Annotated in this window: 9 protein-coding genes and 3 pseudogenes; all 12 read right to left on the reverse strand. The window is 59.2% G+C overall.

The window, feature by feature from the left end; translation table 11 throughout:
- A pseudogene (locus EN749_RS38240) lies at positions 1-370 on the reverse strand (universal stress protein); the annotation flags it as partial.
- Positions 371-465: 95 nt separating this feature from the next.
- Entirely contained in the window at positions 466-1281 is an 816-nt protein-coding gene (locus EN749_RS19635) for a response regulator transcription factor (protein ID WP_063169370.1), read from the reverse strand.
- A complete protein-coding gene (locus tag EN749_RS19640) occupies positions 1278-1757 on the reverse strand; it encodes a NifX-associated nitrogen fixation protein (RefSeq protein WP_024505267.1) in 480 nt (159 codons plus the stop codon). Before EN749_RS19640 ends, EN749_RS19635 begins: the two co-directional genes overlap by 4 nt.
- 16 nt (positions 1758-1773) lie before the next feature.
- The gene (gene nifX / locus EN749_RS19645; RefSeq protein WP_063169371.1) at positions 1774-2271 is read right to left on the reverse strand and encodes a nitrogen fixation protein NifX; all 498 of its coding nucleotides are present in this window, start codon (positions 2269-2271) and stop codon (positions 1774-1776) included.
- On the reverse strand, positions 2268-3620 hold the full coding sequence (nifN, locus tag EN749_RS19650; protein WP_126063827.1) for a nitrogenase iron-molybdenum cofactor biosynthesis protein NifN: 1353 nt from the start codon (positions 3618-3620) through the stop codon (positions 2268-2270). Before nifN ends, nifX begins: the two co-directional genes overlap by 4 nt.
- A gap of 8 nt (positions 3621-3628) precedes the next feature.
- Positions 3629-5104: a nitrogenase iron-molybdenum cofactor biosynthesis protein NifE gene (nifE, locus tag EN749_RS19655; RefSeq protein ID WP_095489376.1), complete on the reverse strand. Its 1476-nt coding sequence runs from the start codon at positions 5102-5104 to the stop codon at positions 3629-3631.
- 61 nt (positions 5105-5165) lie between these two features.
- A complete protein-coding gene (gene nifK / locus EN749_RS19660) occupies positions 5166-6707 on the reverse strand; it encodes a nitrogenase molybdenum-iron protein subunit beta (RefSeq protein WP_126063826.1) in 1542 nt (513 codons plus the stop codon).
- Between the two features lie 129 nt (positions 6708-6836).
- A complete protein-coding gene (gene nifD / locus EN749_RS19665) occupies positions 6837-8339 on the reverse strand; it encodes a nitrogenase molybdenum-iron protein alpha chain (protein ID WP_024505262.1) in 1503 nt (500 codons plus the stop codon).
- Between the two features lie 87 nt (positions 8340-8426).
- Positions 8427-9320, reverse strand: coding sequence for a nitrogenase iron protein (gene nifH, locus EN749_RS19670; protein WP_024505261.1), 894 nt, complete (start codon positions 9318-9320; stop codon positions 8427-8429).
- A 1051-nt stretch (positions 9321-10371) separates the two neighbouring features.
- Positions 10372-10568 (reverse strand): annotated as a pseudogene (locus EN749_RS38900) (7-carboxy-7-deazaguanine synthase QueE); the annotation flags it as partial.
- Between the two features lie 160 nt (positions 10569-10728).
- Positions 10729-11481, reverse strand: a pseudogene (locus EN749_RS19680) (carbonic anhydrase).
- Between the two features lie 183 nt (positions 11482-11664).
- Positions 11665-12122, reverse strand: a 458-nt coding sequence (locus EN749_RS38245; RefSeq protein WP_210214724.1) for a hypothetical protein, incomplete at its 5' end; no start/stop codon positions are given.

A 12122-nucleotide genomic window follows, 5' to 3' on the forward strand; every position in this document is an offset into this window, starting at 1 on the left:
TCAGGTCAGCGCAGAGCGCCCGCTGTCGTGCCACTTCACCGAGGCTAGCCGGATCGCAATAGTCGGTGTCAACGTCACAGGAAAGCGACATAGCTTTCAGCCTTTTGAGGATATCCGCGGACCGTCTTTCCATTCTGGTCACGTCCTGTGAAAATTTCTCGATTTGCTGAAATCGATAGTTCGGTACTGCAATTGCCTGTGCACGTCCTGTATTCCATTCGGGGGGCGGAGACAACATCAAGAGCAATGGAGGCGGTATAATGAGTACCGATAGGTGCGCGCCGACCTCGGCACACAGTCCGGCAGCTGTTGTGAGGTCCTCATCAGAATGATCAGCACCCGTCACACTGAATATGCTTTTAAATTCCATTTGCCTGCTTCTCCTGGTCTTCGTTAGGAGCGCCTCAAAGCGGCAACACCGCTCTCAGGAGGAAGAGAGAGCGGCACCACGTTCGATCACCGATTTCAGTCGTCCGGCTTCTCGAGCGAGTAGCCGGCCGACCTGACGGTGCGAATGACGCTGCCGGGCAAGGCCGTTTTCAGCGCCCTCCTGATTCGGCTGATATGGACATCGACGGTGCGTGCACCGACATGAATGTTGGGCAGCCAGGCCGCCCCGATAAGCTCGTCCCGGCTGAAGACCTTGCCGGGGGCCTCAATCATAAGCCGCAGCACGTTGAAATCGATCCGTCCGAGATGGATGTCGTGGCCATTACCGCGAACCCGATGGGCATCGAGCTTCATCTCCAGGCCTCCACAACAAATCCAACTGTCGTTTTCAACCCCGTTCGGACCACGCTTGGTCAGCCCGAGCCTCGCCCGCAGGCAGTCGAGCAGCTTGGCCGGAGCCACCGGCCGCACAAAGCTCTCAACGCCTGCCTTCAAGAGATCGAGGTGCTGGTGCTCGGCGCCAGGCGCGATCAGGGCGATGATAGGCAGGTCGGTGGTGCGCGGTTCCCGCTTGAGGTGGGCGCAAATTGCGGACCCGTTTATGCTGGCTGGGTCGCAATCCAGCACTACGGCCTGAAGCTCCCGTTGTTCGGCCAAGGCCAGCGCAGCCTTCGCGCCGTCTGCCGTCTCACTGCTGAAACCGTCAACCTCCAGTATGTGGCTGTAGAGCAGATAGAACTCGGCATCTTGCGAGCAGATCAGGACCAGCGGCTTCTTCATCGGCGATACCCCAACAACCTGGTCGGCCTCGAGTCCCTGGATCGAGGGGACTGGCCAACATAGTTTCTCGGGTCCGTCATGATGGCCTTTCTCGAAAATCGCGCCCATCATGCCAGCGCCACGTGGGGAAAGGTTTCGATGACTGAAATCGCATCGTCGACCAGCTTCGTACCGGCCGTGGCGAGCTTCAGGAGCGTCTCGAAGCCAAACCGGTGGACATCGCGCAGCGTTTTGGACAAAACGACCAGCCGTCCGGTCGTGAAAAGCACCCGACCAAAACCCTCATGGCTCACCTGGATCATCGGCGATGCCATAAGGCCGCAGCGCTCCTCGATCGCAAGCCCGATGGCGGCGTAGTACTTGTCGAGCCTCCACAGCACGTCGGGATCGGGATCTCCGATGATTGGGATCCCTCGGCGCTGTTCCTTGGTAATGATGAAGTCGCCCAGCAGCTCAGCGTCCGCTTTGCGTTCCCACGAGCCATAGGAATCCTGAGAACGGATCAGCCGCACGAGGCATTTGACGAACGGGGTGCAAAGAGCCGCCTCGTCTTCGGCGACAGCTGGGGGGATTGCGGGGTCAGGCATTGGCGTCCTCCTCTTTTCAGTCCTCGTCCTCGAAGGACGGTTTCTTTTCGGCAATGCCCGCTCGCGCCAGCACCTTGCGCAGCCAAGGCGGAGGACACGTCCTGAGCATCATCTGCGTGCGCAAGAGCACCTGTGGGATCGATTGGGGCTCCGCCACTTTGATCGGGTGGATTTTTGCCGCGACAAGCTTGGCTGCCGAAGGGCCGCCAATTGCCAGACAAAACAGGATCTGACAGCCCTTGAGCGCATCCACCTTTGGCGTGATGCGATCATCGCGCTCGGCCCGATGCTCCCCGCTTTCATCGGACACGTCATCGAAGGCCACGGCTTCTACGAGATTCCATTCCTCGCGCGTCACGTCGTAGACAGCAAAGCGCCTGGCCGACCCGAAATGGGCGTTGAGGTCCTGCATGTCCTGAGTGGCGATCGCAACGCGCAATGCGCCCTTACGTCGTTCAGGCATCGGGGCGAAAACCTCACTACTGACCAGCGAGAGGCGGCGAACAGCGTTCATCGTGATATTTCTCGATTACGGAGTGGATCAAGCGCCTCAGGAGTGGGCGCGTGTTGGTTGGCCTGGAAGATGCTGGCGACCTCGAAGATCATGTCGCGGGTGCCCTGATAGAGAATTGCGAGCTTGTGCTGGCTGCCTAGTCGATCGAAGACCGGGAACCCGATGCGCATGAGCGGAATTCGGAGCCGCTCCGATGCTTGGCGCCCGTGCGAATGCGTGACAAGCAGGTCAGCACCGACGGCAAGACTTTCCAGATCGCCGAGATCGCCGATCTGAACCGAAACCGCCGGGACTTTCTCGAGAATTTTAGACCTGTCGGTCGTTGTGACGGCCGCGGCTATCTCGGAGCCGAGGCCAGCAAAGAAGGTCGCAAGTTGGAACAGCTGGTCTGGTTCGGCAGCGATGGCAATTTTCTTGCCGCCGAAATGGAAATGTCCGTCGAGCATCGCGTCCTGCAATTGCGCCCGGCGCCGGCGCACGCGGGCCGGTACCGCCGCGCCCGAAATCGCAGACAGCAGCGACACGAAGCGGTCCGTGTCCTGCAGCCCAGTCAGTGACTGGAACAACACGTAAGGCACGCCGGTCAACCCGTGCAGCGCTTTCGCCGGGCGGCGCATGTGCTCACCGATGGCGATGCATTGCATGGCCGTGCCCAACTCGCGAATGTCTTCGACGCTGGTGCCGCCGTATGTGGTCGCTACCCAGCGGTCAGGAACCGTACCGTCGAGCGAGCCTGAAATGTCGGGCAGAATAACCGGCTTGAGCCCAAAGCTTTCAACCATGTCCCGCATATGCTCGATGTCGGCGATAGAGAGGTTGCATCCGGGCAGGATTGCGATCTTCTTCGGGTGCCGCGCCCGTTCGCCCGAGCGCGTAATCCCTTCGATCATTGCGGTGACTGCCTTGGCCCAGCCCTCTTCGATCGCGCCGTCAAAATCCGGCGTGTTGGCCAGCACGACCTCCGTACCCGCAAGCTGTTGCGTGTGCTTCCGCATGATGTTGGCAATATCACCCGCGCAATCTTCGCCACGCGTCTCCACCAGCGCGGTCGTGCACACCCCGATCAGCGTTGGCTTCGTGCGGTTCTTGAGGTTGAGGATCGCCTCTTCCAGATGGTCGGCTGCGCCGAGGATGGTCGCCACCTCATCCATCGCCGTAGTCTGCAAGGGAATCGCTTCTTTGAAGTGCCGCACGAAGAGAACGAGCGCAAAGCTTGTGCAGCCTTGGCTGCCGTGGAACAGCGGCATCGCACCGTCGACGCCAAGAAAGGCAAAGGCGGCACCCAGCGGCTGCGACGACTTCAGCGGGTTGACTGCCGCCGATTTGCTCTGGGGAAGGATGCGGGCCATCGGTCGCCTCAACACTCGTGTGCCGTCGCGCAGGCGAATTCATCAAACAGGTACGCGGTCTCGTTCCTCGTGCACGGCAATTCGCCTATCAGCTCAGGCTGGCAATCCCACGGGGCCGGCTGGCGCACCTGAGACCAGATCGGATTGTGAATGGCGAGGTCGATCTGGCGTACGAGTTCCACCATGCCGTCATAGCCGGCATAAGGATGCTGGCGCTCCTGGTTGATATCGAGCCAGGGCGTCTTGGCCTTGAGCGCAATGAATTGCGTGCGACCGCCCGACAGCATGATATCGGCCCTGTGTTCAGAGAGCATGGCGTACAGCTCGCTCGCAGCCATGGATTCGAACATGTGCTTGTCGTGCTTGAGAACTTGTTTGATGCGCTCCTTGTCCTGCACCGTAGATTTCTTGATCGAGGTGCCGACGATCTCGATTCCGATCTCCATCAGCGCATGGACAACCGACCAGGACTTCACACCGCCTGTGTTGAGCAGCACGCGCTTGCCTTGGAGCCTTTGCCGGTAGGATTCGAGTTTCTTCCACGCGATCGCCTCCTGCTGCGCGATCAGCGTCTCTGTGCGCTCGAGGATCTCCGGATCGGCGCCCTTCCTCACCAGCAGCCTGACAAGGTTTCGAAGAGCTTGCGATGTGTCGGAGATGCCATAGAAGGAGCCCTCGAAGAACGGGATGTCCCAGCGCTCCTCCATCTTGCGGGCAAGACTGATCAGCGCGGTCGAGCACACCATCATTGCCGCCCGGGCGCGGTGCGCGGAAGCAATGTCGCGGTAACGCGCATCGCCGGGAATGCAGGCGCGCACCCGGATCCCGAGCCGATCGAGGAGCGGCTTTACAAGCCAGAATTCGCCCGAGAGGTTGAATTCGCCAAGGATGTTGATGTCGTAGGGTCCGGGGTCGTCGGGTTCGACCGTGCCGATGACATGATCGAGCAACGCCTCGGCGGCGAGCTTATTGCCGAGGTTCTTGGAGCCTGCCAGGCCAGGCGCATTGATCGGCACCACGGCCAAACCGAACTTTTCCGTGGCGCGTTTGCACACGGCCTCGATGTCGTCACCGATCAGCGCCGTTACGCAAGTCGAGTAGACGAAGATCGCCGGCGGCGCGTATGTGTGCTTGATCTCGCGGATCGCCTTGAAGAGTTTCCGCTCGCCCTGCCCCATCACAAGGTCGAGTTCGGTGAGGTCGGTCGTGAAGCTTGTCCGCCACAAGGTCGGCCCTGACGAAACCGCACCACGGTTGTCCCAAGAATTGCCCTCGCAGGCGAGCGGCGCATGGACCAGATGCGCAACGTCGGTGATCGGCTGCAGGACGATCTTGGCTCCGTCAAAGGCGCAGCCGCCGGCTGCCGCCCCTGGTGTCAGCGACTTCGAGCAGCCCTCCTTGCGCGCCTTGGCATCTTTGCCACGGTTCTTATCGCAGGCGGGCTCATCGAAGGCGTCCTTGATTTTGGCGCTGAGGGAGGACATTGCTCAGCCTCCCCAGTCCATTGGGCAAGGAATGGCCTCGGCGAAAAGCCGGCCACGGCTCTTAGCGCGTGAGGTCATAGGAATAATCCGTCACACCCGTCTCGCTCGTCTCGCGATCGAGTTTGTCGAAGATCTTGTCGAGGATCGTCGTCAGCACGCGCAACGCTCCCTGGTAGCCAAAGAGCGCAAAGCGGTGATGATGGTGCCGATCGAAGATCGGAAACATCAGCCGGATCAGCGGTGTTCCGGTGTCGCGCTCCAGGTACTTGCCGTAGGAATTGCCGATCAAAAGGTCCACCGGCTCGGTAAAGAGCAGTGAGCGCAGCGCCCACAGGTCCTTGCCCGCCCAAACCTGGGCAGCCTTGCCGAAAGGCGAGGATGCTAGCAGCTTCTTCAAATCGGCTTCCCATGCCGAGGTGCCATTGGTGGCGAGGCAATGGGTTGGCTCGCCGCCGGTCTCCATGACAAAGCGGGCCATTGCGTGAACGAAGTCGGGATCACCGTAGATGGCGTATTTCTTACCATGCAACCAGGATTGGCTGTCCGCCATGGCGTCTACCAGTCGGCCGCGCTCGAGGCGAATTGCCTCGGGAATCTCCTTGCCGGAAATCGCCGCGACCTCCATCAGGAATTCGTCCGTCGCCTGAACGCCGAGCGGATAGTGGAACGAGGCCGTCGCCTGCCCGACCTCCTCGCAATAGCCCAGTGTCTTTCGGGTGTTGTGATGCTGCAGCGAAAGCGTTGCCTCGGCGTTGAGGGCCTTCTTCACCTCGTTGATCTTCGTGCCCCCGTCATACATGCGGTATTCACCGTCCGAAGGCGTATCGAACTGGTCAGAGGCATCCTGGATCAATGTATAGGACACGCCCATTACATCGAGCAGGCGCTTGAGCTCCCGGTTGTTGCCGACGCAGAAGCCGTCGAAGCCCGGAATGATGTTGATGGTTCCTTCGATTTGCGTACGCTCCTGACCTTTCCAGAAGTGCTCCAAAATGCCTTTGACCATGTTGTCATAGCCGTCGACATGACTGCCAACGAAGGCCGGGGTGTGGGCAAAGGGCACGTCGAAGTCGCGCGGGACTGAATCTTCGTCCTTGGCGTTCTGGATGAAGCTGTGCAGGTCGTCGCCAATGACCTCTGCCATACAGGTCGTCGACACGGCAATCATCTTGGGGTCGTAGAGCTGGTAGGTGTTGGCGAGCCCGTCGACCATGTTCTTCAGGCCGCCAAACACCGCCGCATCCTCGGTCATTGAGGAGGAGACCGCCGCGGCAGGCTCCTTGAAATGGCGCGACAGGTGCGAGCGGTAATAGGCGACGCAACCTTGGCTGCCGTGGACGAAGGACATGGTTCGCTCGAAGCCGGCGGCAGCGAATACCGCACCCAGCGGCTGGCAGGCCTTGGCCGGGTTCACGACAAGCGCTTTGCGGGCGAGGTTCTTTTCGCGGTATTCCCACGTCTGGGTGAAATCGCGCTGATCGGAAATGATTTCATCGGGGTGCGGACATTCGAAGTTTAGCTTCTTCTCAGCGAGCATCTTTCTGTATTCCGGCTCGCGGAACAGGGGAGCGTGATCGAGAATTTTTTCAGCCGACTGCGGCATGATGATTACCTCTTTTGCATCTGGCTGCGCGGGACGGCAGCTCAGGACGTCAAGACGTTCCAGGCTCCGGCGGATCAGAGGCCGCGGGAGTTCACCGTCTCAGTGGGAGACTGGGGCTGAAGCAAATGTTTATTCGGCAGCCATCGCCCGCTCATCGCCCCGGCTTCTTTTCCAAGGCGCGTGGAATAGGTCCCAGACCGGGTTGTTAATGGCGAGATCCACATCACGTGCGAAAATGGCAAAGCCATCGTAGCCGTGATACGGGCCTGAATAATCCCAGGAATGCATCTGGCGGAACGGTATGCCCATCTTCTGCACCGGGTATTTTTCTTTGATTCCCGAGCCGACCAGATTTGGGCGAATCCCTTCGATGAATTTCTCCAACTCATAGCCGGTCACGTCATCGTAGATCAGCGTGCCGTTCTTCACGTAGTGGCCGGTGCGCTGATAGTCGTCGCTGTGGGCGAATTCATAGCCGGTGCCCACGATGACCATGCCGAGGTCCTCGTAGGCCGTGACGACGTGGCGGGGGCGCAGGCCGCCCACATAGAGCATCACGGTATTTCCTTCCAGGCGCGACAGGTACTTGGCGATGACCGCATCAACAAGCGGCCTGTACTTGGCAATGACCTTTTCGGTCTTCTCCTCGATTTCCGGCCCAAAATGCTTGGCTATGTTGCGCAGAGAGGCTTCGATCTGGGAGGGACCGAAGAAATTGTACTCCATCCAGGCGACGCCATACTTTTCCTCCATATGCCGACAGATGTAATTCATCGACCGGTAGCAGTGGATAAGATTGAGCTTAGCCTTCGGGGCGCGCTCGATCTCTGCGAGTGTGGCGTCACCCGACCAGTTGCCAACCACGCGCAGCCCTATCTCCTCAAGCAGTATGCGCGAGGCCCAGGCATCGCCGCCGATATTGTAGTCGCCGATGACGTTGACGTCGTAGGGGCCGGCCTCGAACTTGACATCCTTTTTGTCGAAGACCCAATCCCGGATTGCATCATTGGCGATGTGGTGGCCAAGCGACTGCGAGACGCCGCGGAAGCCCTCGCAGCGTACCGGCACGATCGTCTTGTCATACTCCTTGGTCTTTTTGCGAGAAACGGCCTCGGTGTCATCGCCAATCAGGCCGATAGGGCATTCGGACTGCACGGTGATGCCGTTGTTGAGCGGAAACAAGACTTCAATCTCGTCAATGATCTGTTCCAGCTTCTTGTCGCCGCCGAAGACGATGTCCTTCTCCTGGAAATCGGAGGTGAACTGCATTGTCCCGAACGTGTCGACGCCCGTTGTACCGACGTAGTAGTTGCGGCGCTGCGACCAAGAATATTGGCCGCAGCCGACCGGGCCGTGCGAGATATGGACCATATCCTTGACTGGCCCCCACACCACGCCTTTCGAACCAGCATATGCACAGCCGCGAATCGTCATCACCCCGGGAATGGACTTGATGTTCGATTTGACGTCGCATTCGGAAAGGACCTCGCTTTCCCCGCCAGCCTCGTTGCCGCTCTTTGCGACGTTGAGGTGCTTCTTGCGGCGCTTCGCCGCCTTGTCGGGATAATGCGACAGCACCTCTTCGATAAGCTTCGCATGAAGAGCACCGTCATTCTCGTATTCCCGGCTCATGAGTCCCCCTTTCAAGGTTGGGTGACGCCTCAAAGAATAGGCGCCGTTCTCTGCAAGGCGCGCCGATTCATGGCAGCGCTAATGTCACTACTGGGCCGCCGCCTTCGCCGCTTCCTTGGAGTGAAGCTCGGCAAGCATCTGCTCGTCGGTCTTCATGATGCCGAAGTCGAGCAGCATCTCCTCCAGCTCCTCCATGGTGATCGGCGTCGGGATCGTACCCTGGCCCGAATTGGCGTGGATCTTCTCGGCCAGAGCGCGGTATTCCCCTGCCTGCTTTGAGTCCGGCGCGTACTGGATCACCGACATCTTCCTGAGTTCGGCATGTTGGACGATGTTGTCGCGGGGCACGAAGTGGATGAGCTTGGAATTCAATCGGCCAGCCAGTGCTTCGGCCAGATCGAGTTCGCGGTCGGTTTGACGTTCATTGCAGATCAGCCCGCCCAGCCGCACACCGCCCGAATGGGCATATTTGAGGATGCCCTTGGCGATGTTGTTGGCGGCATAGAGCGCCATCATCTCGCCGGACATGACGATATAGATCTCCTGGGCCTTGCCTTCGCGGATCGGCATGGCGAAGCCGCCGCATACCACGTCGCCGAGGACGTCATAGGAGACATAATCGACATCGTCATAAGCGCCATTCTCCTCGAGGAAATTGATCGAGGTGATGACGCCGCGGCCGGCGCAACCGACACCCGGCTCGGGGCCGCCGGACTCCACGCACTTGATGCCTCTGTAGCCCACCTTGAGCACGTCCTGGAGTTCGAGGTCTTCCACCGAACCTTCCTGTGCGGCGAGATCCAGGACGGTATCCTGAGCTTTCGAATTCAGGATCAAGCGTGTGGAATCGGCTTTGGGGTCGCATCCTACGATGAGGATTCTCTGCCCGAGGTCGACAAGGGCAGCGAGCGTATTTTGGGACGTGGTGGACTTGCCGATGCCGCCTTTTCCGTAAAAGGCGATCTGACGCAGACCTGACATAATAGCTTTCCTTCCTTCGTTCTAATCATCGCGACTGCCCGCGACACAAGTGCCGATAGGCAGCTCGTGCCGCCTCACACCAAGCATCGCAAAAAGCGTACCAGCGTGATCGGCCGATCCCAGAAAAAACTTTGTCATTAAATTCCAGCCGCTTAGACGGCGGCAAAACGCGCGAACGGGCCTTTCAGGCGTCTGTCACGGACACGACAAAGCCGACACAGATTGTCGTGCGCCATCCAAACCGCCGTGTGTCGAGCTCGAAGCGGGAGAATGGGGAAGTTAGCCCAAAGCTGATGGCGAGACCATCGGAAGACATCGGCTCTTGTCTTTCCAGCCTGCCATTGATCGGGCGGTCGCTGGATGAGCAGGAGCCTGGGGCTTGACCGCGGCGCGGGTAGTTCAGGCAGGCTTACAGAGCGGGAACGCCGGCGGCCGATAGACATCCGCGCTTAACCTTTCATAGCCCGTCTACAAGTTGGTTCCGCCGACGCGCTATATGGAAGCCAAATAATTCAGTAGCTTAGCCGAGAGCATTGATTTTTTCAGAAAGATACGTGTTATACGCGTACGAACCGCCGAACCCATGGTCGGCGCCCTCATGCGCGTGAGACCCCGTTGTGGGCGAGGCTCGCGACTGGCTGCACGATCCTAGCCGGCCTGCTTGCCATTGAGTTTGGTCCCGCCGCGGTAGGCTGCGGCATCAAGGGCAACATCAGCTACAACACTGGCAAGAAGATTATCACGTTCTTGGACAGGAATCTTACTGGGAGACACGCATCAACAGGCGGGCGGGCGGGCTTCGAGAGGTTAGTGTCGCGGCAGCTTGCAGATCTGCCCACGGGGCCGCCACGATCGCAAAGTGTGTACAAAAGCGCCCTCTCTGCCGAACTGAACAGTGCTCACGGCCATAGCCTCGGATGAGCCCGACTGGCTTGACCTCTGCATGATGAGAGCAGCTTTTACACCAGGTGCGCAGCACATGTCTTTAACGAACGCATCGTCTTCAAGAATATAGAGAGCAATTCGGAAAACCGAGTAGTTGGCGGCGAAGCTAGGAGAAGGTATACACCACCCTCTTGTTACCCCAGAGTAGAACGTGCAGCTGCGGCAAGACGCGGGCTTCGAACCACCTGTCGCTGGTCACCTTTTCTACCAGCGATTCCATGCGCATCATATTCCGTCGGACTCGACAGAGACGTCTTCATTACCACGGCGGGGCGGCGTGTGATTGCCGGGTTGCAGACAAACCTCGCCGCGACGTCTTTGGGACGAGTGGTGTCGGCACCGAATCCCTATCATTTAGACTAGCCAGCTTGGGGAGCGCCGTCAGACCGCCAGACCGGAAGAGGAGGCTTCGCGCCAACTTGTGCCAAGAATGTTGGACCGTGCGGAACCGCTGGGGCGGCGCTCAACTCTGGCGCAGGATGAAGCGTCGATTGGGTGAATGAATAGGGCGCGCGTTCGACGGGTAGAGGGAGGCAAATCGCTGGATGTCTGCCGGATCAACGTCAACCGGTTCCATCGCCACCATCTACTCGACGTTTTCGGTGCACGGCGGCGTCGTCAGTGAGCCCTCATAAGTCCAATAGCCAAGCGAGGCTGGCAGAAGCCAGTTGGGATTCACCTCGTCGATCGTCACCTCCCCATTCGGCAGTTCGGGAAAGGCCGCAGCAAGGGCAGCAAAGCTGGCATTTGTCGCGCCGGGCGTTAAAAAGACGCCCAGCACGCCCAGAGTACCACTTTGCGTGTCCTTGTGAACGAAATGCACCTCCATCGGGAAGCTCTTGCCCGCCACGTGATGTTCGCTTGGCGCATGGAAATGGAACTGTACCAGTTCGTAGACACGATCGCTGCGGGTCAGCGTGCTGCCTTGTGGCATATTGATTTGAATGGTGTGGCCGTTGTTCACCATATTGCCGCCGCCCTTGTGCCAGCCGATGGCGATATGCGGGATATCCGCCTTGACCGCGCTGTTGATATTGATCGGCGATTGCTGCGTGCCGGCAGAGCATACGAAATTTTCCTTATCCAGATCAGCCCAGTGCTCCGGTCCGACCGGACCGGTGTACCCCCAATGGGCACTGGTCGCTTGGGCGGCTTGAACGCAAATCCGGCATGCGCCGAGCGCAACCAACCCTTTGATCAGGTGACGACGATACATATTACTTTTGCTCCTCTTGCGAACTGATGTTGGTGGCTGCCCTAATGGACGCGTGATGGCCAATCGGCGCGGCCAGTATTGTCCTTTGCAACTGATAGATGCCCGCATGCCTTGGCGTGCTTTCATAAGTGCGGCTGCCGTTTCTCGGCTGGCCGGCTTCTGCAGCCCGCAACGGGAGCAGTTTCAACCAGCTAAACGATAAAAAATTTGAGCAGACCAGCGCTTGACCCCCGCCGCAAAGGCACAGGCGAAGGTGATCACTGCGCGGCTGCCGTTCGCGCCGGAGGCCGCATCGCTATACTTTACACTCGCTGCCCAAGGAGACGCAGGCGACCCTAATACGTTTTCATCGCTACTCCCGACGCAGCCGACCCACGCCACGAAAACGTTGCTATATTTCACGTTGGGCCAGTGAGGAAATCGATCTTCTTTATGGAAGGCATTTGCGCAATGGATGCATTCCCATGCTGACAGTCGTGCGTCAGGCCGGACAATGAGATACATCGATAAGAGCTGGACAAGGATGAGGGGATGACGTGCTTGCGACGGAGCAGGTGGGGCGAGAAGGCCAGTTCTTGCGGATTTCAACTTTGCGTGACGACAGCTCATCGGAGTCAAGGTGACACACGCCGGCAGCGGGG

This window comes from Mesorhizobium sp. M7A.F.Ca.ET.027.02.1.1 (assembly GCF_004022985.1).
Lineage (GTDB): Bacteria > Pseudomonadota > Alphaproteobacteria > Rhizobiales > Rhizobiaceae > Mesorhizobium.